This is a genomic window from Phenylobacterium hankyongense (assembly GCF_003254505.1).
Taxonomy (GTDB): domain Bacteria; phylum Pseudomonadota; class Alphaproteobacteria; order Caulobacterales; family Caulobacteraceae; genus Phenylobacterium; species Phenylobacterium hankyongense.
Genome location: NZ_QFYP01000001.1, coordinates 2,650,194 through 2,671,661 on the forward strand (window position 1 = coordinate 2,650,194; position 21,468 = coordinate 2,671,661).

25 protein-coding genes are annotated in these 21,468 nt (G+C 71.2%); 19 read left to right on the top strand and 6 right to left on the bottom strand.

All coding sequences use genetic code 11. The features are described from left to right. Window positions 1-30 precede the first annotated feature (30 nt). Entirely contained in the window at window positions 31-528 is a 498-nt protein-coding gene (locus tag DJ021_RS12755) for a hypothetical protein (protein ID WP_111457907.1), read from the bottom strand. Between the two features lie 115 nt (window positions 529-643). On the opposite strand from DJ021_RS12755, the gene DJ021_RS12760 reads away from it, so the two are divergent. Then, on the top strand, window positions 644-1,156 hold the full coding sequence (locus tag DJ021_RS12760; protein WP_111457908.1) for a DUF7662 domain-containing protein: 513 nt from the start codon (window positions 644-646) through the stop codon (window positions 1,154-1,156). 7 nt (window positions 1,157-1,163) lie between these two features. Here DJ021_RS12760 and DJ021_RS12765 read toward each other — a convergent pair whose 3' ends face one another. Further along, window positions 1,164-3,518, bottom strand: a complete 2,355-nt coding sequence (locus DJ021_RS12765; RefSeq protein WP_111457909.1) for an ATP-dependent helicase — start codon at window positions 3,516-3,518, stop codon at window positions 1,164-1,166. A gap of 115 nt (window positions 3,519-3,633) precedes the next feature. Here DJ021_RS12765 and DJ021_RS12770 point away from each other — a divergent pair, with 115 nt between their 5' ends. The 3 genes from DJ021_RS12770 to DJ021_RS12775 are packed head-to-tail and all read left to right on the top strand — an operon-like array spanning window position 3,634 to window position 4,332. Beyond that, entirely contained in the window at window positions 3,634-3,858 is a 225-nt protein-coding gene (locus DJ021_RS12770) for a hypothetical protein (RefSeq protein WP_111457910.1), read from the top strand. Between the two features lie 15 nt (window positions 3,859-3,873). Next, window positions 3,874-3,996, top strand: coding sequence for a hypothetical protein (locus DJ021_RS19285; protein WP_279386489.1), 123 nt, complete (start codon window positions 3,874-3,876; stop codon window positions 3,994-3,996). Between the two features lie 18 nt (window positions 3,997-4,014). Next, entirely contained in the window at window positions 4,015-4,332 is a 318-nt protein-coding gene (locus DJ021_RS12775) for a hypothetical protein (RefSeq protein WP_111457911.1), read from the top strand. Window positions 4,333-4,563: 231 nt separating this feature from the next. Here the strand turns inward: DJ021_RS12775 and DJ021_RS12780 are convergent, their stop codons facing one another. Then, a complete protein-coding gene (locus tag DJ021_RS12780) occupies window positions 4,564-4,776 on the bottom strand; it encodes a ribbon-helix-helix domain-containing protein (protein ID WP_111457912.1) in 213 nt (70 codons plus the stop codon). 95 nt (window positions 4,777-4,871) lie between these two features. Between DJ021_RS12780 and DJ021_RS12785 the strand changes: the two genes are divergently transcribed. Then, window positions 4,872-5,636 carry a Coq4 family protein gene (locus DJ021_RS12785; RefSeq protein ID WP_111457913.1) on the top strand — a complete coding sequence of 255 codons (765 nt, stop codon included), beginning with the start codon at window positions 4,872-4,874 and terminating at the stop codon, window positions 5,634-5,636. Between the two features lie 12 nt (window positions 5,637-5,648). Here the strand turns inward: DJ021_RS12785 and DJ021_RS12790 are convergent, their stop codons facing one another. Then, on the bottom strand, window positions 5,649-5,825 hold the full coding sequence (locus DJ021_RS12790) for a DUF4169 family protein (protein ID WP_111457914.1): 177 nt from the start codon (window positions 5,823-5,825) through the stop codon (window positions 5,649-5,651). Window positions 5,826-5,890: 65 nt separating this feature from the next. On the opposite strand from DJ021_RS12790, the gene DJ021_RS12795 reads away from it, so the two are divergent. After that, window positions 5,891-6,127, top strand: coding sequence for a DUF2171 domain-containing protein (locus DJ021_RS12795; RefSeq protein ID WP_111457915.1), 237 nt, complete (start codon window positions 5,891-5,893; stop codon window positions 6,125-6,127). Window positions 6,128-6,129: 2 nt separating this feature from the next. Here the strand turns inward: DJ021_RS12795 and DJ021_RS12800 are convergent, their stop codons facing one another. Together DJ021_RS12800 and DJ021_RS12805 are read right to left on the bottom strand one after the other, a co-directional pair. Next, complete coding sequence (locus DJ021_RS12800; RefSeq protein ID WP_111457916.1) at window positions 6,130-7,332, bottom strand: pyridoxal phosphate-dependent aminotransferase; 1,203 nt, start codon at window positions 7,330-7,332, stop codon at window positions 6,130-6,132. Window positions 7,333-7,417: 85 nt separating this feature from the next. Continuing rightward, on the bottom strand, window positions 7,418-8,575 hold the full coding sequence (locus DJ021_RS12805) for a calcium-binding protein (RefSeq protein WP_111457917.1): 1,158 nt from the start codon (window positions 8,573-8,575) through the stop codon (window positions 7,418-7,420). 153 nt (window positions 8,576-8,728) lie between these two features. Between DJ021_RS12805 and DJ021_RS12810 the strand changes: the two genes are divergently transcribed. From DJ021_RS12810 to DJ021_RS12870, 13 genes are all read left to right on the top strand, one after another. Beyond that, the gene (locus DJ021_RS12810) at window positions 8,729-9,436 is read left to right on the top strand and encodes a TVP38/TMEM64 family protein (protein ID WP_111457918.1); all 708 of its coding nucleotides are present in this window, start codon (window positions 8,729-8,731) and stop codon (window positions 9,434-9,436) included. Continuing rightward, complete coding sequence (locus DJ021_RS12815) at window positions 9,436-10,059, top strand: glutathione S-transferase family protein (protein WP_111457919.1); 624 nt, start codon at window positions 9,436-9,438, stop codon at window positions 10,057-10,059. The genes DJ021_RS12810 and DJ021_RS12815 overlap by 1 nt, the downstream gene beginning before the upstream one ends. Before the next feature lie 308 nt (window positions 10,060-10,367). Continuing rightward, entirely contained in the window at window positions 10,368-11,966 is a 1,599-nt protein-coding gene (locus tag DJ021_RS12820) for a 2-isopropylmalate synthase (RefSeq protein ID WP_111457920.1), read from the top strand. Between the two features lie 130 nt (window positions 11,967-12,096). Beyond that, window positions 12,097-12,978, top strand: a complete 882-nt coding sequence (locus DJ021_RS12825) for a DMT family transporter (protein ID WP_111457921.1) — start codon at window positions 12,097-12,099, stop codon at window positions 12,976-12,978. A gap of 55 nt (window positions 12,979-13,033) precedes the next feature. Continuing rightward, complete coding sequence (locus DJ021_RS12830) at window positions 13,034-13,783, top strand: ABC transporter ATP-binding protein (RefSeq protein WP_111457922.1); 750 nt, start codon at window positions 13,034-13,036, stop codon at window positions 13,781-13,783. Continuing rightward, a complete protein-coding gene (locus DJ021_RS12835) occupies window positions 13,780-15,324 on the top strand; it encodes a hypothetical protein (protein WP_111457923.1) in 1,545 nt (514 codons plus the stop codon). Before DJ021_RS12830 ends, DJ021_RS12835 begins: the two co-directional genes overlap by 4 nt. A gap of 61 nt (window positions 15,325-15,385) precedes the next feature. Beyond that, window positions 15,386-16,186 (top strand): TOBE domain-containing protein, encoded by an 801-nt coding sequence (locus DJ021_RS12840; protein WP_111457924.1) that lies wholly within the window; start codon window positions 15,386-15,388, stop codon window positions 16,184-16,186. 3 nt (window positions 16,187-16,189) lie between these two features. After that, a complete protein-coding gene (gene modA / locus DJ021_RS12845; protein ID WP_111457925.1) occupies window positions 16,190-16,957 on the top strand; it encodes a molybdate ABC transporter substrate-binding protein in 768 nt (255 codons plus the stop codon). 8 nt (window positions 16,958-16,965) lie between these two features. Beyond that, on the top strand, window positions 16,966-17,649 hold the full coding sequence (gene modB / locus DJ021_RS12850) for a molybdate ABC transporter permease subunit (RefSeq protein ID WP_243626000.1): 684 nt from the start codon (window positions 16,966-16,968) through the stop codon (window positions 17,647-17,649). Beyond that, window positions 17,642-18,379, top strand: a complete 738-nt coding sequence (locus DJ021_RS12855) for an ATP-binding cassette domain-containing protein (protein ID WP_111457927.1) — start codon at window positions 17,642-17,644, stop codon at window positions 18,377-18,379. Before modB ends, DJ021_RS12855 begins: the two co-directional genes overlap by 8 nt. Window positions 18,380-18,584: 205 nt before the next feature. Next, window positions 18,585-19,628, top strand: a complete 1,044-nt coding sequence (locus DJ021_RS12860; RefSeq protein WP_012522835.1) for a rod shape-determining protein — start codon at window positions 18,585-18,587, stop codon at window positions 19,626-19,628. A 67-nt stretch (window positions 19,629-19,695) separates the two neighbouring features. After that, entirely contained in the window at window positions 19,696-20,961 is a 1,266-nt protein-coding gene (gene mreC / locus DJ021_RS12865; protein ID WP_111457928.1) for a rod shape-determining protein MreC, read from the top strand. Beyond that, window positions 20,958-21,467 carry a hypothetical protein gene (locus DJ021_RS12870; RefSeq protein ID WP_111457929.1) on the top strand — a complete coding sequence of 170 codons (510 nt, stop codon included), beginning with the start codon at window positions 20,958-20,960 and terminating at the stop codon, window positions 21,465-21,467. The genes mreC and DJ021_RS12870 overlap by 4 nt, the downstream gene beginning before the upstream one ends. Window position 21,468 lies beyond the last annotated feature (1 nt).

Sequence of the window (21,468 nt, forward strand, 5' to 3'; positions counted from 1 at the left end):
AGCGGGCGCGGGCGCGAAAGGCGAGGGGGATCAGCCCTGGGCCGGGGTGGTGGCGTCGCCGGTGGCCTCCGGCGGCGCATCCTCGTCGAACGTCCGGGGCGGCGGGGCGGCCGGCTCAGCCGCAGCGGCGCGGTCGCGATAGTCCATGCCGCCGCTCATCGAAGGGTAGGTTGCCTGGGCCGGCGGCGGTTCGACGTAGGCCGCCTGCGCGTAGTCCGTGGGCACATCCGCCTGAGCCTCGCCGGTCAGGCGTGGCTGCGGCTCCAGGTAGGCCACCTGCTCGCCCGGCCAGGCCAGCGCCTTCTTCCAGTCGGTGCCGGTCACATAGTCCGGGACCTGGCCGCTGTAGGCGGTGATGCTCGCCCCGTCGTCGAACGGGCCGGTGGAACGCGCGCCCGACCAGCCGGCGAACATCTGGGGTCCTGCAGGACGATCGTCGCCGCCGAGGTTCGGCTTCATGGCGCCGCCCATCAGCAACCCGGCCACCAAGGCCAGGCCAGCTCCGGAATACAGCGGGTTCAGTCGCATTTCTCAGCCTATGATCGCCAGGTCCCGCCTAAGCGCGCGGGCGATCCATTGGTTCAGGGCGGAGCTGGCGCCATCGGCGCATTCAGGCGTTCTGCGCGGCGGAGGACGGAGAACCATGAGCAAGTACCAGCCCCTGTCCGACCGCCTGACCGGCCACCCCGAGGACGAATGGCGCGCCAGCTTCGCCGAGCTTGAGGAGGTCCTAGGCTTTCCGTTGCCCAAGGGCGCCCGCAGCGGCCGGGCCTGGTGGGCGAACGATCTGGCCAAGGCTCACAGTCGCGCCTGGGCCGCGCACGGCTGGGCGGTGGGCGACATCGACCATGCCGCCGAACGGGTGGTGTTCCGCCGCGGCGCGGCGTCGGGGCAGGCCTTGCAGAAGGCCGCCGGCCTGGAGCCGCTGCAGGATCGTGCGGGTTCGACCGGGGTTCAGCCCGCGGTGACGAAGGTCGTCTCCAAGGCGACGCCGCAGCCTGCCGCCATCAATCACCGCGCCCTCAGGATCGCCGCGCTTGTGGCCGGCGGCGCGGCCGTCGTCGCCGGCGTCGCCGCCCTGGTGGTGCGGGGGCTCATGGCGCCGAAGATCGCGCCGCCGCGTCCGCCGATCCGCAAGCTGCCCTGGCAGCGCTAGCGACGCTTCAGGCCTGCTTCTCGACGAAGCTGTCGATGACCTTCTTCTCGCCGGCCTTGTCGAAGTCGACGGTGAGCTTGTTGCCCTCGACGCCGCGGACGTGGCCGTAGCCGAACTTGATGTGGAAGACGCGGTCGCCGCGCTTGTAGGCGCTGGCGGCGGAGCTTTCGGAGACCGCGACCAGGCGGCCTTCGCCCTCGATGACCTGCTGGCGGCCGGGGTGGCTGCCCTTGTAGTTGCTGGCCTGCGCCCGCTTCCAGCCGGGCGAGGAATAGCCGGCGCCGAACGACGGGCTCTCGTCCCAGCGGCTGCCGTGCTGCTGCATGCCCGGGCCGCCGCCGTAGTAGCCGGTCTCCGAGGAGGCCTCGACGTTGGCCAGCGGCAGCTCGTCCACGAAGCGCGAGGGCAGCTGGCTGGTCCAGCGGCCATAGACCTGGCGGTTGGCGGCGAAGGAGACGCGGGCCTCCTCGCGGGCGCGGGTGATGCCGACGTAGGCCAGCCGGCGCTCCTCCTCGAGCCCCTTCTCGCCGGACTCGTCCATGCTCCGCTGCGACGGGAAGACGCCTTCCTCCCAGCCGGGCAGGAAGACCAGCGGGAACTCCAGGCCCTTCGCCGAGTGCAGGGTCATGATCTGCACCGCGTCGGCCTGCGGCCCGCGATCCATGTCCATCACCAGCGAGACGTGCTCCAGGTAGGCCTGCAGGTTCTCGGAGTTGCCCATCGCCTGGACGAGCTCCTTGAGGTTCTCCAGCCGGCCCTGGGCGGTGGGGCTCTTGTCCAGGCGAAGCGCGTCGGTGTAGCCGCTTTCTTCCAGCACCGCCTCCATCAGGCGCGGGTGCGGCATCCGCCCGGCCTCGGCCCGCCAGCGGTCGAGGTCGCGCAGGAAGTTGGCGAGCGCGGTGCGGGTGCGGGCGGCCAGCTCGTCGGTCAGCACCACCTGGCGCGCCGCGGCCACGGCCGGCACGCCGTTCAGCCGCGCGACCTGCAGCAGCTTCTGGACGGTGGTCTCGCCGATCCCGCGCTTCGGCACGTTGACGATCCGCTCGAAGGCCAGGTCGTCGTCCTCCGACTGGATCAGCCGCAGGTAGGCGTGGGCGTCGCGGATCTCGGCGCGCTCGAAGAACCTGGGGCCGCCGACCACCGTGTAGGGGATCTGCAGCATCACGAACCGCTCTTCGAAGGCCCGCATCTGGAAGGAGGCGCGGACCAGGATCGCCATGTCGCGGTACTTGCGCGGGTTCTTGTCGGCGCCGCCCTTCTTGGCGCGCTCGATCTCGTCGGCGATCAGCCGGCTCTCGGCCTCGCCGTCCCAGACGCCGCGGACGATGACCTTCTCGCCGCCCTCGGCCTCGGTCCACAGGGTCTTGCCCAGCCGGCTCTTGTTGGCGGCGATCAGGCCGGAGGCGGCGGCGAGGATGTGGCTGGTGGAGCGGTAGTTGCGCTCCAGCCGGATCACCTTGGCGCCCGGGAAGTCGCGCTCGAAGCGCAGGATGTTGTCCACCTCGGCGCCCCGCCAGCCGTAGATCGACTGGTCGTCGTCGCCGACGCAGCAGACGTTCTGGCGCTTCTGGGCCAGCAGCCGAAGCCACAGGTACTGGGCGACGTTGGTGTCCTGGTACTCGTCCACCAGCAGGTAGCGGAACCGCTCGTGGTAGTCGGCCAGCACGTCCGGGTGGCCGGTGAAGATCGTCAGGTTGTGCAGCAAGAGGTCGCCGAAGTCGCAGGCGTTCAGCACCCGCAGCCGCTCCTGGTAAAGGCGGTAGAGGGCCTGGCCGCGGTTGTTGGCGAAGTGGGCGCTCTCGGCCGGCGGCAGCTTGTCCGGCGTCCAGCCGCGGTTCTTCCAGTGGTCGATCAGCCCGGCCAGCATCTTCGGCGGCCAGCGCTTGGCGTCGACGTTCTCGGCCTCCAGCACCTGCTTGATCAGCCGCTCCTGATCGTCCTGGTCGAGGATGGTGTAGTTGGACTTCAGCCCCACCAGCTCGGCGTGCTTGCGCAGGATCTGGGCCGCCACCGAGTGGAAGGTGCCAAGCCACCGCAGCCCCTCGGCCTGCGGGCCGATGATGGCGGTGATCCGCTCGCGCATCTCGCGCGCGGCCTTGTTGGTGAAGGTGACCGCCAGCAGCTCCCACGGCCGCGCCTTGCCGGTGGCCAGGATGTGCGCCAGCCGGGTGGTCAGCACCCGCGTCTTGCCGGTGCCCGCGCCGGCCAGCACCAGCACCGGGCCGTCCGTGGTCTCCACCGCTTCCCGCTGCTCGGGGTTCAGGCCTTCGAGGTAGTCGGGCGCCGCCGCGCGCACCCGCGCCAGGTCGCTGACGCGCGTTGCGGGAAGCTCGGAGTCGGGATGGGATTCGGGCGGGGACATCGGAACATATGTAGCACGCCGGGCGCCCGACTTAAGAGGCAAGGGCCTGTTCGCAGGAACTTCGCCGCAGGGCCCCCGTTACCCTCCTGACCCTCTTCGCAGGGAGGACCCGCCCATGGCCGAGATGTCCTCGCGACGCACCAGCCCCTGGATGGCGTTCTGCGCCGGCGCGGTGGTGATGCTGGCGATCGTCCTGGCCTGGTGGGCGCTCAGCGCCGGGCGCCGCGCCGCCGACAGGGTGACGCTGATCGCTCCCATCCCGCGGCCGTCGGACCTGCGTGTGCCGCATCTGCCCAGCGGGCCGAAACTGCCCAACCCCCCGATGCCGGTTCCGAAATAGCCAGGGTGAAACGCCATGTCCCAATGGGATTCCCGACGCCGCAGCGAGTCCGTTCCCACCGTGGTCTGGTGGATCCTCGGCATGCTGGTGGTCGCGATCTTCGTCCTGGCGCTCGGCATGCTGCACCCCGCGCCCTAAGCCAAGCGAGGCGACCCGATGAGCGAACAGCGTCCGACCCACCCGCCTGCCGAGCCCGACAGCTACGACCGGGGTGAGCCCCGCAAGGCGACGCGCAACATCCCGCCGCTGGTCTGGATCGTGGTGGCCCTGCTGGTCGCCTGGTTCGCGGTGGCCATGATCCAGCGCGGCGGTTCCGACCGCACCCCGCAGGGCGGCTCGGCGCCCCGCCAGGTGGAGGGGACCTCGATCATGCCCGCCGCGCCCGCCACCGGCAGCGCGCCGGCCACCCCAGCCGGAACGGTCAACGGCCCGCAGCAACCGCCGAGCAGCGACGCGGCCCCACCGAAATACTGATGGGCGCATGGTCCTACTCCCGCCCATAGCGTCTTTGCGCGTCAGCGGCGATTTATGAGTCCACGAACCACACGAACCACACGAACGAGGTCTCATCGGGAAGGCGCTCGCCGGCCGCAACGGACTGTTCGTGTGGTTCGTGTGGTTCGTGGACAATATGGCGCCTGCGGCGCGCGCGACCCTTCATCCGCCGGGCTCTGACCCGACACCTTCTTTCACAGAAGGGAGGGTTCAGGTCTGCCTGGCGAACGCCAGCGCCGCGACCCGGCAGGCGGAGGCGAGGGGGCGTTCGCCGCGCTCGGCGTCGATGGCGAGGACCAGGCCCGCGAGGCTGGCGCCCCGCGCGGCGGCCATCTCATCAAGCACCTTCCAGAACTCGGGTTCGAGCGCGATGGAAGTGGCGTGGCCGGCGAGCAGGACGGAACGCTTTCGCAAGGTCGGCATGGTTCCTTGTGGCCGCAAACGCCGGGCGATCAAGCCCCTTGCCAAAAGTTGACGCTGGCGTCATCTTTACGGCTCACCTGACGAGGACGATCCGCATGGCCATGGCCACCGATATCGCCGAAGCGCCCGCCGGCGCCGTGCGCTCCGGTCCGCCCAAGCTCGACTGGGTGCACGCCATGCGCTCGCTCCGCCGCTTGCTGGCGGACAAGGACGACACCACGCAGGTGTTCGAGATCATGCGCGCCCTGAACGGCGCCTCGACCGCCAAGGGCTATCACCGGCTGCTGACCACCCCGGAGGGCGGCCGCATCGCCTATGAGCGGCCGGAGTTCGCCCGCAAGCTGATGGACGACGCCTGGCTGGACAGCCTGCCGGCCGGCAGCGTCGGCGCGGCCTACCGCGACTTCATCCGCTCCGAGCGGCTGTCGGCGGAGGGGCTGGCGGAAATCAGCCGGCTGGGCGCCCGGGCCATCGACGAGCCGCACCCCTACGCCTGGTTCGGCCGCCGCACCCGCGACGTGCACGACATCTGGCACATCTTGTCCGGCTACCACCGCGACGCCCTGGGCGAGGCTTGCCTGGTGGCCTTCTCCTACGCCCAGACCCGCGGGCTCGGCTGGGCGCTGATCGCCGTGGGCGCGGCGCTGCGCTCGCGCCGGGGTCCGAAGTATCCGTACACGCGGGCGATCTGGCAGGGCTACCAGCGCGGCAAGGCCGCCAGGTGGTTGCTGGGCGAGGACTACGAGCGCGTCATGGCCGAGCCGCTGGACGCCGCGCGCCGCCGGCTGAACATCACGCCCGCGACCATCTACAATTCGATCCCGGCGGAAGCCCGCGACGGGGCGGTGCCGGGGCGCTAGCCGTCGACGGCGCTAGTCCTCGCGCTTGGCCTGATCGAGCGCGCGGCGGGCCTTCTCCGCCTCCAGCTTCGACACCGTGGTCTCGGCCTTCGTGCGGCCGAAGCGGACGCGGTTTTCCGCCGCCTTCGCCCGCGCCCCGTCCCGCTGCCGCGCCTTGCGGGCCTTGTTCAGATTGATCGGTTCGGCCATCCGCCGGAAACTCCACCGCACCTGATCCGTTTCCCAGCCTGCCCCGCAGACGAGGAGACGAGAAGATGATTCAACCGTCCGAGATCCACGAGCACATGGAAGTCGTAGGTTCCGACGGCGGCCATATCGGCCGCGTCGATCACGTGATCGGCGACGAGATCGAGCTGACCAAGTTCGGCCTAATGACCGGCCTGAAGCACCACATGATCCCGTTGAGCTGGGTCGACCACGTCGAGAACGACGCGCTCTGCCTCAACCTCACCAAGGACGCCGCCAAGTCGGCGTGGAAGACCAAGATGTAGGACTATTTCACCGCCGCGCAGAAACGCTGGATGCGGCCGCAGGCCTCTTCCAGCGTGGCGTTGGAGGTGGCGTAGCTGATCCGGAAGAAGGGCGAGAGACCGAAGGCGGCGCCGTGCACCACGGCCACGCCTTCGCTCTCCAGCAGCTCGGTGGCGAAGTCCTGGTCCGAGGCGATGGTGCGGCCGCTGGGCGCGGTCTTGCCGATCAGCCCCTCGCAGGACGGATAGACGTAGAACGCGCCTTCCGGCGTCGGGCAGCGCAGGCCCGTGGCCTGGTTGAGCATCGAGACCACCAGGTCGCGGCGGCCCTGGAACAGCTTCTGGTTCGGCTTGATGAAGGCCTGCGACCCGTTCAGCGCCTCGACCGCCGCCCACTGGGAGACGGACGAGGGGTTGGAGGTCGACTGGCTCATGACCTTGGCCATCAGCTTGATCAGCGGCTCGGGGCCGGCGGCGTAGCCGATCCGCCAGCCGGTCATGGCGTAGGCCTTGGAGACCCCGTTCATGGTCAGGGTGCGGTCGTAGAGCGCCGGCTCGACCTGGGCGATGGTCCAGAACTCGAAGTCGTCGAACAGCAGGTGCTCGTACATGTCGTCGGTCAGGATCCAGACGTCCGGGTGGCGCAGCAGGACGTCGGCGATCGCCCGCAGCTCGGCCTTGGTGTAGGCCGCGCCCGACGGGTTGGACGGCGAGTTCAGCAGCACCCAGCGGGTGCGCGGCGTGATGGCGGCCTCGAGGTCGGCCGGCTGCACCTTGAAGCCGGTCTCGGCGCGGGTGGTCACGAACCGCGGCTCGCCGCCGGCCAGCAGCACCATGTCCGGGTAGCTCACCCAGTAGGGCGCGGGGATCACCACCTCGTCGCCGGGGTTCAGGGTGGCGACCATGGCGTTGTAGATCACCGGCTTGCCGCCGGGCGAGACGTTCACCTGCGAGGTCTTGTAGGTCAGGCCGTTCTCGCGGGCGAACTTGGCGACGATCGCCTCCTTCAGCTCCACGATGCCGTCGACGGTGGTGTACTTGGTCTTGCCGTCGCGGATCGCCTTGATGGCGGCTTCCTTGACGTTGTCGGGGGTGTCGAAGTCGGGCTCGCCGGCGGCGAGGCCGATCACGTCGCGCCCCTGGGCCCGCAGTTCGCGCACTTTCTGGTCCGCCGCCAGCGTGGCGGACGGCTTGACGCGGGACAGGGCGGCGGACTGAAGCGACATGGCGACACGAACTTCCGGATGGGGTTGCAGGAACGCCGCGGGGTTTAGCCTAAGCCGCCCCCGCGGCAAACCCGCCTCGGAAGCGCTAGATGAAGTTCTCCAGGCCGATGTCGGCGAGGGCCCGGCCGACCAGCATGATGGCGACGTCAGCCCCGTCGGCGGGGTTGCCGTCGGTGTCGGCGAACACCAGCACGTCGTCGCCCACCTGCGCGGCCACATAGTGCGCGCCGGCCGCCGAGATGTGCTCGTTGGCGATCGCCAGGGCATGCTCGTAGCTGTCGGTGACGAACTCCGAGTAGGAGCGCGGCAGGATCGAATAGGCGCTCACTTCCGCGAAGTGCAGGCGGTCGCCGGACTCCCAGTCCACGATCAGGTCGTCGAAGCCCTGGCCCGGCGCGGCGCTGGAGGCGAACTCGAACTGGTCGCGGCCGGCCCCGCCATAGAGCACCGACTGCTCCGCCGAGGCCGAGACGAGGGTGTCGTTCCCGTCGCCGCCCTCGGCCAGGCTGGCGCCGGGGCCATAGATCACCAGCATGTCGTGGCCGTCGCCGCCGCGCAGCAGGTCCGAACCGTCGTTGGAATAGAGGGTGTCGTTCCCGGCCCCGCCGCTGACGGTGTCGTTCCCCGCGCCGGCATGGATCTCGTCGTCGCCGAGGTCGCCGCTGATGTAGTCGTCGCCCTCCTTGCCGCCGATGAAGTCGTTCCCCTGGCCGCCGTAGAGGGTGTCGTTCCCCGCGCCGCCGACGATCTCGTCGTCGCCCTGGTTGCCATGCGCCCAGGAGCCCGCGGTCTCGCGGAAAGCGGAGACGTTGATCACGTCATCGCCCTTGCCGCCGTAGATGGTGTTGGCGCCTGCGCCGCCGTTCAGCAGGTCGTTGCCGCTGTTGCCGTGCAGCAGGTCGCCGCCGTCGAAGCCGTTCAGGGTGTCGTCGCCCGCGCCGCCGTAGAGGCCGTCCGAGCCGTCAAAGCCGGTGAGGACCTCGCGGCCCTCGCCGCCGATCTTCAGCCGCGAGTGGTCGGCCACGTCCACGCCGCCGCGCACGCTGAGGTCCGACAACTCCTCGCCGAAGGCCACGGTGCGGCCCTGGAAGGTGACCTCGATGCGGGCAGGGAGCGGCAGGCTCTCGGGGACGTAGGCGACGCTCACCTGGCTGGCCGGGCCTCGCGCGAAGGTCAGGTAGTCGCCGGAGCGGATGTTCAGGGCCTGCTCGGGGGTGATGGTCTCGAAGGCGTAGGTGGTCACGTGGCGTCTCTTTCGAAGCGTAGAGTCCCTCTCGGCCCCAGCTTGGCCGTAACGCCGTTAGGTGAGTGACATTGCTTAACAACGCAACTTAAAAATACGCAATGTAGCTGCGCCGCTTGACCGGCTCCGCCTGATCGGCGACCTCAGGCGCACATGCGCCGCCTGTTCCAGTTCCTGTCCAACATGGACGCCAAGGCGTGGCGGACGCTGGCCATCTCCTTCCTGCTGTTCGGCGGCGTCGGCCTGGTCTTCCTGTTCGGCGCCCAGCTGTTCGGCTTCGGCGGCGAGGCCACCGTGGAGCACTGGCTGACCGCGGCCAGCGGGCCGTGGTCGCTGCCGGTGGCGGTGGCGGGCTTCGCGGCCCTGGCCTTCGTGGGCGTGCCGCAGTTCATGCTGATCGCCGCCGCGGTGGTGGCCTTCGGACCCTGGACCGGGCTCGCCTACAGCTGGGTCGGCACCATGGTCTCGTCGCTGGTGGGTTTCTATCTCGGCCGCGCGGCCGGCGCGCGGACCCTGGAGCGGTTCTCAGGCGCGGGCGTGAAGCGGTTCATGGACCTTGTGGGCCGCAACGGCTTCTTCGCCAGCCTGATCGTGCGGCTGGTGCCCTCGGCGCCCTTCATCGTCGTCAACATGGCGGCCGGGGTGACGCCGATGCGGGTGCTGGACTTCGCGGCCGGGACGGCGATCGGCATCGTGCCGAAGATCGCGCTCACCGCCTTCGCCGGCAATTCGATCTTCCAGGTCATGCGCGGCCAGGTCGGCCGCAACGCCATCTGGCTGGCCCTGGCCGTGGCGGCCTGGATCGGGATCGGCTGGCTGGCGCGTTCGTGGCTGCGGGCGCGGGAAAAGACGGAGGGCTGATGCTGAAGCTGTTCTATTCGCCGGGCGCCTGTTCGCTCGCCCCGCACATCGCGCTGGAGGAGGCGGGGGCGAGCTACGAGTGCGTGCGGACCAACACCGCCGAGGGCGAGCAGCGTCGGCCGGAGTACCTGGCGATCAATCCCAAGGGCCGCATCCCGGCGCTGGTGACGGAGCGCGGCGTGCTGACTGAGACGCCAGCCATCCTCGCCTTCGTGGCCCAGAGCTTCCCGGAGGCCAGGCTCGCGCCGCTCGACGATCCGTTCGCCTTCGCCGAGGCGCAGGCCTTCAACAGCTATCTCTGCTCCACCGTGCACGTGGCGCACGCCCACCGTCACCGCGGCTACCGCTGGGCCGACGATCCCGCCGCCCTGGCGGAGATGACCCGCAAGGTCCCCGAAACCATCGGCGCCTGCTTCCAGCTGATCGAGGACACGATGCTGCGCGGGCCATGGGTGATGGGTGAGGCCTACACCGTCTGCGACGGCTACCTGTTCACGCTCGCCGACTGGCTGGAGGGCGACGGCGTCGATCCGCGGCGCTTCCCCATGGTGTTCGAGCACCGGGAACGGGTGCGCGCCCGGCCGGCGGTGAGCCGCGCGCTGGCCACGGAGTCCGGCGCCTGAATGTCGCGCCGCGGAAATCCGTCACCACCCCTGGCGGCGTGCGGGCATTTTTGTGCGGGGAGGGGGCGCTCTTCGGAAGAACTTGCCGCCGCGGCGTTTAATGCCCCGGCGCGACGCATGTCTGTTGCGGCCCGAGGCCGATTCCGGTACATGCGAGGCCATGCGTATGCGGCTCGACAGCCTGCTTCTTCTCCCGCTGGGGCTTAGCCGCCCCTGGGCGCCCCTGTAGGCTGCGCGTCTTCGCGGCCGGGCGCTCAGGGGCTTTCCCCTCGCCCGACCCCAGCAATTTCCGCGAAGAGACCTTTCCCATGACCGCCACCGTTCCCGGATCCGACGTATCCGACATCGCCCCGCCGCGCTCCGAGCGTGACCGGGTCATCGTCTTCGACACCACCATGCGCGACGGCGAGCAGTCGCCCGGCGCCTCCATGTCGCTGGAGGAGAAGCTGGAGCTCGCCAAGATCCTGGAGGACATGCGCGTCGACGTGATCGAGGCCGGCTTCCCGATCGCCTCCAACGGCGACTTCGAGGCGGTGCGCCAGGTTTCCGAGATCATCACCGAGAGCATCGTCTGCGGCCTGGCCCGCGCCGGGATGGCCGACATCGACCGCTGCGCGGAGGCCATCAAGAAGGCCAAGCGCGGCCGCATCCACACCTTCCTGTCCACCAGCCCCTCGCACCGCGACCACATCCTGCACGCCAGCCAGGACGACATCCTGGAGATGATCACCAAGTCGGTGACGCACGCGCGCAACCTGTGCGGCGACGTGGAATGGTCGGCCCAGGACGCCACCCGCACCGAGCAGGACTTCCTGCGCCGCTGCGTCGACGCCGCCATCAAGGCCGGCGCCACGACGATCAACCTGCCGGACACGGTGGGCTACACCTACCCCTCTGAGTACGCCGACATCTTCCGCGACATCATCGAGAACGTGGACGGCGCGGACCGGGTGATCTTCTCCACCCACTGTCACAACGACCTGGGCCTGGCGGTCGCCAACAGCCTGGCCGGCGTCCAGGGCGGCGCGCGGCAGGTGGAGGTGGCGGTCAACGGCATCGGCGAGCGGGCCGGCAACGCGGCGCTGGAAGAGATCGTCATGGCGCTGAAGGTGCGCGGCGACCGGCTGCCGTTCCACACTGGCGTCGAGACCCAGCACATCACCCGCGCCAGCCGCTACGTCTCGGCGATCACCGGCTTCCCGGTGCAGTTCAACAAGGCCATCGTCGGCAAGAACGCCTTCGCCCACGAGAGCGGCATCCACCAGGACGGGATGCTGAAGGACCGCGGCACCTACGAGATCATGCAGCCCGACGACGTCGGGCAGGGCGCCTCCAACCTGGTGATGGGCAAGCACTCCGGCCGCCACGCCTTCCGCGAGAAGCTGAAGGCCCTGGGCTACGAGCTGGGCCAGAACGCCCTGAACGAGGCCTTCCAGCGCTTCAAGGACCTGGCCGACAAGAAGAAGCACGTGTTCGACGACGACCTGGTGGCCCTGGTGGACGACGCCCTGGCGTCCGGCGCCGACCGCATCCAGGTCAAGCACCTGCGGGTGATCGCCGGCACCGAGGGGCCGCAGGAGGCCTTCCTGACCGTCACCGTCGAGGGTGAGGAGAAGTCCGCCCAGGCGACCGGCGACGGTCCGGTGGACGCGGTGTTCAATGCCATCCACGCGGTCATGCCGCACGACGCGATCCTGCGCCTGTTCCAGGTGCACGCGGTCACCGAGGGCACCGACGCCCAGGCCCAGGTCTCCGTCCGGCTCGAGGAGGACGGCCGCATCGCCACCGGCCAGGCCGCCGACACCGACACCCTGACCGCCTCGGCCAAGGCCTACGTCAACGCGCTCAACAACCTCCTCGCGAGGAAGGAAAAGAACGCGCCGCAGGCGATCGCCAGCGGGTTCTAGCCGCCCACCGCTCGTCGTCACCCGGCCTGGCCGGGTGATCCATTCCAAAGTCGATCGTCACCAGCTGCGGCTGTCGCTCCGGGCTGGATGGCCCGGACCAGCCGGGCCATGACGAGGTGCGGGGGCGTCAATGCTCTGGATATTCCTGACCGCAGCGGCGGCGCCGCTGCAGGTGGCGCGCAATGCGCTGCAGCGCGGGCTGGTGGGCGACGCCGGGCCGTGGGGCGCGACCCTGGTGCGCTTCCTGTTCGGCTTGCCGTTCTCGCTGAGCCTGTTCGCGGTCGTCGCCCTGCTGACGCCCGGAGCCGCGCCGCACTTTTCCTGGCGTTTCGCAGCCGCTGTGGCGATCGGCGGGCTGTCGCAGATCGGCGCGACCGCGGCCCTGTTGGTGGCCATGCGGCGCGCCGGGTTCGCCGTGGCGACCGTGCTGCAACAATCCTCGCTGCCGCTCGCGGCGCTGTTCGGCTGGGCGCTGCTGGGGGACGCCCTGCGGCCGCACGCCTGGGCCGGCATCGCCCTGACCACGGCCGGCCTGGCGGTGCTGTCGTGGCCCCGGCGCGACCAGCTGCAGGGCGTCGGGCTCGGCTCGGCCCTGGGCCTGGCTTCCGGCGCGGCCTTCGCCGTCGCCCTCAACGCCTACCGGCAGGCGGGGCTGGCGCTGGAGCCGCATCACGCGATCTATTCGGCCACCGCCTCGGTGTGCGCCGCGCAGGCGATCCAGTCCGCCTTCCTGGTGGCCGTGCTCGCGGTCTGGCGGCCGGGCGTCCTGGGAGCCGTGGCGCAGTCCTGGCGTCCGTCGCTGGGCGCCGGCTTCTTCGGCGCGGCGGCCTCCGCCTGCTGGTTCGGAGCGCTGGCCATGGCCCCTGCGGGGCCAGTGCGGGCGGTGGGCGTCATCGAGGCGCCGATCGCCGCGGCGGCGGGGCGCCGACTGTTCAAGGAAAGGCTCAGCGCGCGCCAGCTGGCCGGCGGCGCCCTGGCGGCGGCAGGCGTGGCGATCACCGCCCTGGGCTGAGTTGAGGCCGCAGGCCCCTTCGGCCATAGTCGGGGCGCGGCAGGGCTCGAGGTCAATGGCAGACGCGCTTTCGATCCAGGGCCTCGCCAAGCGCTATGGCGCGAAGCCGGCGGTGGACGACCTGTCCCTGACGGTCCGCGCCGGCGAGCTCTACGCCCTGCTGGGCCCGAACGGGGCGGGCAAGACCACCACCTTGCGGATGGTGGCCGGCCTGCTGAAGCCCGACGCCGGCAGCATCTCTGTGTTCGGAGTCGACGCGCTCGCCGATCCCGCCGCCGCCAAGCGGCTGGTGGCCTGGGCGCCGGACGAGCCGATGCTCTACGACCGGCTGAATCCCATGGAGTACCTGGAATTCGTCGCCGGCCTCTGGGGCATGCCGCCGGACGTGGCGCAGCCCCGCGCCGAGGAGCTGCTGCGGCTGCTCGGCCTGTGGGACGACCGCGCCCAGCGCTGCGAGGGCTTCTCCCGCGGCATGAAGCAGAAGACCGCGCTGGCCGGGGCGCTGATCCACGACCCGCGCCTCTTGATCCTCGACGAGCCGCTGACCGGCCTCGACGCGGCGGTGGCCCGGCAGGTGAAGGAGCTGCTGCAGGACCGGGTGCGGGCCGGCGCGACGGTGATCCTCACCACCCACATCCTGGAGGTCGCCGAGCGGATGGCCGACCGCATCGGCATCATCCAGCACGGGCGCCTGCTGGCGCAGGGCACCCTCGACCAGCTGCGCGAGCGCTCCGGCGACGCGGAGGGCACGCTGGAGGACGTCTTCCTGGAGCTCACCGGCCAGCTCGGGGACTCCGCGGCGTGAGCCTCGCCCCGGGCTCCACGGCCTGGCTGCTGCGGCACGAACTGCGCCTGACGCTACGAGGGCTGCTGGCGCGGCGGAGCAAGGGGCGGGGCGGGACGATCTGGCTGACGCTGGCCGTGCCGCTGTTGCTGGCCGCCGTCGCCGGCGCGCCGCTCGGCTTGGTGCTGCGCGAGGTGGACGTGCCGATGATCCCGGCGAGCATCCTGATCGCCGACGCCGGCCTGGCGATGCTGTTCACCCTGATGCTGTCGCAGACCCTGGCCGCGGCGGTCGAGGCGCTCTTCCAGCGCGGCGACCTGGACCTGCTGTTCTCCTCGCCGATCGCGCCGCGGAAGGTGCTGACTATTCGGTTCCTCGGGGTCGCGGCGGGGATCTTCGGCGCCTTCGGCCTGTTCACCGCGCCGTTCATCATTCCCGTCGCCTTGCTCGGCCATCCAGGCTGGCTGGCGGCCCTGGTGGTGCTTTTCGACGTCGCCCTGGCCGCGACGGCGGTGGGCCTGCTGCTGGCCACCGGCCTCTTCCGGCTGATCGGACCCCGGCGCACGCGCACGGTTGGCCAGTTGCTGGCGGCGCTGATCGGGGCGCTGTTCTTCCTGGTCGCCCAGGCCCGCAACATCCTGGGCGGATCGCGAAGCGACAGCCTGTTCGCCAGCCTCGTGGCGCTGTCGCGCGACCCGCGGTTGCAGCTGCCGCCCGGCGCCGACTGGCCCCTGCGGGCCCTGGTGGGCGAGCCTGCGCCGCTGCTGGCGATGACCGCGCTCAGCGTCGGCGCCTTCCTGGTGGCCAACAACGTGCTCGGCGCCGCCTTCGCCAAGGACGCCGCCAGCGCCAGCGGCGCCGACACCGCCCGGGTCCGCGCCGGGGCAGCAGGCGGGCCGGCCTTCGCGGCGGGCGCCTTCGCCGTCACCCTGCGCAAGGAGCTGCGGCTGCTGGCCCGCGATCCGGCCCTGCTCAGCCAGGTGCTGCTGCGGGTCCTCTACATACTGCCGCTGGGCTTCGTGCTGCTGCGCCAGGCGGTCTCGCACCAGAGCGTCGTCCTGCCGGGCAGCGCGGCGGCCCTGGTCGTGCTGGCGGGGCAGGTGGCCGGCAGCCTCGCCTGGATCACCATCTCGGCCGAGGACGCGCCCGACCTGCTGGCCTGCGCGCCGACGCCGGTGCGCACCCTGCGCCGCGCCAAGCTGGCGGCGGCCTTCATTCCGGTGGCGGGTCTGCTGGTCCCGGTGCTGCTGCCGCTGATCGTCCTGGCGCCTTGGGTCGGCGTGACGGCGGCGCTGGGCTGCGCGGCCGTGGTGGTGGTCAGCGGCCTCCTGAACCTCTGGTGGCAGAAGCCCGGCAAGCGCGCGGACTTCCGCCGCCGCCGGTCGGGCTCATGGTTCGTGGCGCTGGCGGAGTTCCTGATCAGCGTGCTGATCGCCGCCGCCACCGGCCTGATCGCCGCCGGCTTCGCCTGGGGCGTGGCGCCCGCGGCGCTGGCCGCGCTGGCGACCTGGGCCCTGCGGCGCAGCGACGCCCAGATCGCCCGGGCGCTGGCCGCGGCCTGAACCGAACTTTGCCAGCGGTGCGGGTTGGCGTTATGTAGATCGACTGCATAACGGAACCGCCATGTCGCCCGACCCCCTCAGCGCCGCCTTCAGCCTTCGCCGCGGCGCCGGCGCGCGGGTCGGCCCCGAGCGCATGGCGCTGCTGCAGGCGGTGGGGGATTTCGGCTCGATCCGCGCCGCCGCCCTGCGCGTCGGCCTGAGCTACAAGGCCGCCTGGGACGCCATCCAGGCGCTCAACAACCTGTTCGACGCGCCGCTGGTGGCGGCCCGGCCCGGCGGCCGACAGGGCGGGGCGGCCGAGCTGACCCCGCGCGGGCGGGCGGTGCTCGCCGCCTTCCAGCGGGTGGAAACCGAACTCGCCGAGGTGGCGCAACGGCTGGAGCGGGGGCTGGCGGGCGCGCCGGCCGACGATCTCGGCGCGATCTTCTGGAGCCTGGGCATGCGGACAAGCGCACGAAACGCCCTGCGCGGCGTGGTCAGCCGCGTGGTCGAGGGCGAGGTCAACGCCGAGGTGGCCCTGCGGGTCGCCGAGGGGGTCGAGATCGTCGCCGTGGTCACCCGCCGCAGCGTGGCGGCGCTCGGTCTGGAGCCCGGCCGCGCAGCGGTGGCGCTGATCAAGTCGAGCTTCGTCCTGCTGGCCAAGGGCGAGGGGCTGGTGACGTCGGCCCGCAACCAGCTGGCCGGGCGAGTGCTGGCCCGCGACGACGGCGGGGTGTCGAGCGAGGTCACCCTGGAGATCGCCGACGGCAAGACGCTGACCGCCACCATAACCCGCGAAAGCGCCGACCGGCTGGGCCTCGCGCCCGACGAGGCGGTCACCGCGCTGATCAAGGCGCCGCACGTCATCCTGGCCGTGGAGTAGCCGATGCGATCGCTGATCTTCGCCCTGGCGCTGGTCCTCGCCCCGCTCGCCGCCCGCGCCGCGGACGCGCCGGCGGTGGCCGCGGCGTCGGATCTGTCGGCCGCCCTGCCGGAGGTCGCCGGCGCCTTCCAGAAGGCCACCGGCCAGACCGTGAAGCTGACCTTCGGCTCGTCGGGGAACTTCACCCAGCAGATCCAGAACGGCGCCCCCTACGAGATCTTCCTCTCGGCGGACGAGAGCTATGTGCAGACGCTGCAGGCCGCCGGGCGGACGCAAGGGCCGGGCGAGCTCTACGCCGTCGGCCGCATCGGCCTGTTCCTGCCCAAGGGTTCGCCGCTGAAGCCCGACGCCACGCTGAAGGACCTCGGCGCCGCGGCCCGCGACGGGCGGCTGCGGAAGTTCGCCATCGCAAACCCCGACCACGCCCCCTACGGCCGGGCGGCGCGCGAGGCGCTGCAGGCGGCGGGGGTCTGGGACGCCGTGCAGCCGAAGCTGGTGCTCGGCGAGAACGTCTCCCAGGCCACCCAGTTCGCCACCTCCGGGTCGGCGCAGGGCGGGGTGATCCCGCTATCGCTGGCGATCACGCCGCAGGTGAAGGCCGCCGGCCGCTTCGTCCCGCTCCCCGCCGACCGTCACCAGCCGCTGCGCCAGCGCATGGTGCTGCTGACCGGCGCCGGGCCCACGGCGCAGGCCTTCTACCGCTTCCTGCAGGGCCCACAGGCGCGCACCATCCTGGCGCGCTACGGCTTCACCCTGCCGGCGCGGCGCTGAGGTCCGGCTTGGGCGCAGCGGGCATGGACTGGCAGGCGTTCGGCGTCTCCCTGAAGCTGGCGGGCTGGACCGGCCTGCTGCTGCTGCCGGCCGGCCTGATCCTCGCCCGCACGCTGGCCTTCCACCGAGTTCCGGCCAAGGGGCTCGTCGAGGCGCTGGTGGCCGCGCCGCTGGTGCTGCCGCCCACCGTGCTGGGCTTCTACCTGCTGACGGCGTTCGGCGGGAACTCGGCCCTGGGCCAGGCCTGGACGGCGGCGTTCGGCCATCCGCTGGCGTTCAGCTTCGCGGGCCTGCTCGCCGCCTCGCTGATCTTCAACCTGCCGTTCGCCGTGCAGCCGATGCAGCGCGCCTTCGAGGCGCTGCCCACCGACGTGCGGCAGGCGGCCTGGGTGAGCGGCCTCTCCCCCTGGCGCACCTTCTGGCGCATCGAGCTGCCGCTGGCGTGGCCCGGCGTGCTGTCGGCCATGGCCCTGACCTTCGCCCACACCATGGGGGAGTTCGGGGTGGTGCTGATGGTCGGCGGCTCGATCCCGGGCGAGACCCGCACCCTGGCGCTCTCCATCTACGACCGGGTGCAGGCGTTCGACGCCCGGGCGGCGGGGGCCATGAGCGCCGTGCTGCTGGCGTTCTCGCTGGTCGCCATCGCGGTGGCCTACGGGCTGACCGGACGGGTGGGACGGCGGCATGGCTGAGGCCGGGCTCTCCGTCCGCCTGACCCAGGCGGGGCCGATCCCGCTGGACGTCGCGCTCACCTGCGCGCCCGGCGAGGTGCTGGGCGTGGTGGGTCCCTCCGGCGCCGGCAAGACCACGCTGCTGCGGGCCATCGCCGGCCTCTATCGCGCCAAGGCCGGGCGCATCGCCTGCGCCGGCGAGCTGTGGTTCGACAGCGCGGCCCGGATCGACCGGCCGGCTCACCGGCGCGCCGTCGGCCTGGTGTTCCAGGAGCATGCGCTGTTCCCCCACCTGAGCGCCCAGGCCAATGTGGCGGCGGCCATGGGGCATCATCCGCGCACGGAGCGCCGCGGCCGCGCGGCCGAGCTGCTGCGCCGGGTGCATCTGTCGGGGCTGGAGGACCGCAAGCCCGGCGAGCTCTCCGGCGGCCAGCGGCAACGGGTGGCCATCGCCCGTGCGCTCGCCCGGGATCCCAAGGTCCTGCTGCTGGACGAGCCGTTCTCGGCGGTGGATCGTCGCACGCGCACGCGGCTGCACGCGGAGATCGCCGACCTGCGTCAGGGATTGTCGATCCCGATGCTACTGGTGAGCCACGATATCGACGAGGTGGCGCGGCTTTCGGACCGCATCGCCGTGCTCGATCGGGGCGGCGTTCGCCTTGTCGGCAGCCCGATGGAGGTGCTCCGGGACCCCCTGGCGCGGGACCTCATCGGGGACGAGGCGGCGTTGGCGCCGATTCATGGCGAATGAGAGGCGAGACCTGACGCGAAAACTCGCGCGCGACGCGAACGCGCAGGCGGCTCTTTAAGCCTTGAATTCAACCATAGGGCAGGGCAGAGGGACTGCACGCCTGCCAGGAAGATCGTAGCGACTCGACGCATTATGTGTCGTCAATGACGTCGTTGCGGACACTGGCGGACCGCCCGTTTCAGCCCCCGACCCCTCAGGGCCTTGCATGATTTCTTCCCTCTTCGGCGCGATCTCCAACGACATCGCCATCGACCTCGGAACCGCCAACACCCTGATCTACATGAAGGGGAAGGGCATCGTTCTGAACGAGCCCTCGGTGGTGGCGTTGCGCAACGTCGGCGGGCGCAAGGTGGTGCACGCCGTCGGCATCGAGGCCAAGCAGATGCTCGGCCGCACGCCCGGCCACATGGAAGCCATCCGTCCCATGCGCGACGGGGTCATCGCCGACTTCGAAGTCGCCGAGGAGATGATCAAGTACTTCATCCGCAAGGTTCACAACCGTAAGGGTTTCGTGAACCCCAAGGTCATCGTCTGCGTGCCGTCGGGCGCGACCGCCGTGGAACGCCGCGCCATCAACGACAGCTGCCTGAACGCCGGCGGCCGCCGCGTCGGCCTGATCGACGAGCCGATGGCCGCGGCGATCGGCGCCGGCCTGCCGATCCACGAGCCGACCGGCTCGATGGTGGTCGACATCGGCGGCGGCACCACCGAGGTCGCCGTGCTCTCGCTCTCCGGCATCGTCTATTCGCGTTCGGTCCGCGTCGGCGGCGACAAGATGGATGAGGCGATCATCAGCTACATGCGCCGCAACCATAACCTGCTGATCGGCGAGACCACCGCCGAGCGCATCAAGAAAGAGATCGGCACCGCCCGCGCGCCGGCCGACGGCGAAGGCCTCTCCATCGAGGTCAAGGGCCGCGACCTGATGCAGGGCGTGCCGCGCGAGGTGCGCATCTCCGAGAAGCAGGCGTCCGACGCCCTGTCGGAGCCGGTCGGCCAGATCGTCGACGCGGTGAAGATGGCCCTGGAAGCCACCCCGCCGGAGCTCGCCTCCGACATCGCCGACAAGGGCATCATGCTGACCGGCGGCGGCGCGCTGCTGCGCGGCCTGGACGCCGAGATCCGCGACCACACGGGCCTGCCGGTGACCGTCGCCGACGATCCGCTGTCCTGCGTCGCGCTGGGATGCGGCAAGGTGCTCGAGCACCCGAAATGGATGAAGGGCGTCCTCGAATCCACGCTAGCCTAAGGGCCGCGCGAGTCGCGTCGTGGTTGGGGCGGCGGGGGCTGTCGCGTACCGCTGGGGGCGAGCCTAGATGTCCTTGAGGGACAGTCCGCTTGGAGAACTTAAGGTCCCGCTGACCTGGACGGCGGCCATCATGCTGGTGGTCGCCATCGTGGTGGCGATCGCCTTGCTGCTTTCCGACCGGCGCGAGACCTTCCAGGCCGAAGCCTATGGCGCGACCCGCAGCATGAGCGACCGGGTGCTGGCGCCGGTGGGCGACGTGCTGGCCGCGCCCGGGCGCTGGACCGGCGCGGGCATCGACACCATCCGCGGCTACTTCTTCGCCGTCTCCGAGAACCGCCGGCTGAAGGCCGAGCTGCAGGAGATGCGGCAGTGGCGCGACGTGGCCATCGCGCTGCGCGACACCAACGAGCGCTACCAGACCCTCCTGGGCCTGCAGACCGACCCGCCGATCCCCATGGTGGCGGCGCGGATCGTCACCGACTCCCGCGGGCCGTTCGCCAACACCCGCCTGGCCAACGCCGGCAAGGAGAAGGGCGTGAAGCCCGGCAATCCGGTGATGAGCGAGAACGGCCTGGTGGGCCGGGTGATCGGCGTCACCACCGGCGCCAGCCGCGTGCTGCTGCTGACCGACGTCGCTTCCCGCACCCCGGTGATGATCGACCGCACCAACGCCCGCGCCATCCTGACCGGCGACGGCGGCCCCAATCCGCGGCTCGACTACCTGCGCGGCGCCGAGCCGGTGCGCGAGGGCGACCGCATCCTCACCTCCGGCGACGGCGGCGTGGTCCCGCGCGGCCTGCCGGTGGGGGTGGCGGTGAAGGGCCTGGACGGCAAGTGGCGGGTGGTGTTGGCCTCCGACCGCGCCGCCGTCGACTTCGTGCGCATCCTGCTGTTCCAGGACTACACCCAGCTGGTGAACCAGAAGGAGCTGGCGCAGATGCCGGTGCCGCCGCCCACCGTCGGCGCCCAGACCGTCGGCGTCACGCCGGTCCCGGGCTCGCCCCCAGGCCCGCCAGCGCCCGCCGCCGGCAAGCCCGCGGCCAGTCCCGCCACGCCTGCGGCGGCGGCGACGGTGAAGCCCGCCGGGCCGGCCGGAACGGCTCCGGCCGCCGCGACCGCGCCGAAGCCGGCGACCGGCGCGCCGCCGGCGGCAAAGCCCGCCACGCCCACCGCTACGACGTCGGCCAAGCCCGCCGCGCCCAAGCCTTCGACGCCGAAGCCGACGGCGATCACCGCCGCGACGGCCAAGTCGCCTGCGCCGAAGCCCTCGACGCCGAAGCCTCCAACTCCCAAGCCCGCCACGCCTGAGCCGACCGTGGAGCCGCCCCATTGAGCGCCGCGCGCCCGCTCGATCCCTGGCGCTGGCTGGGCGTGCCCCTGCTCCAGGCGATCGGGTTGACGGTGCTGTTCGCCATCCCGCTGCGGATCTGGGGCCTGCGGCTGCCGGAGCCGGTGTTCCCGATGGCGGTGACCTTCGCCTGGGCGGTGATCCGGCCTTCGGTGCTGGCCCCGATCGGCGTGCTGTTCATGGGGCTGTTCCTGGACCTGTTCTGGGGCGGATCCATGGGCCTGTGGGCGCTGTGCCTGCTGATCGCCTACGGGATCGTGCTGATGGGCCGCAACATGATCGCCGGCCAGAGCCGCAGCTTCATGTGGGCCTGGTACGCCCTGGTCACCGGCACGGCGATGATGGCCGGCTTCCTGTTCATCATGCTCGACGACAAGACCATGCCGAGCCTGATCTCCGTCGGCTGGCAATTCCTGGCCACAATCCTGCTCTATCCCTTCAGTCACCGGCTCATCGAAATGTTCGAAGACGCCGACGTGCGGTTCCGGTGAG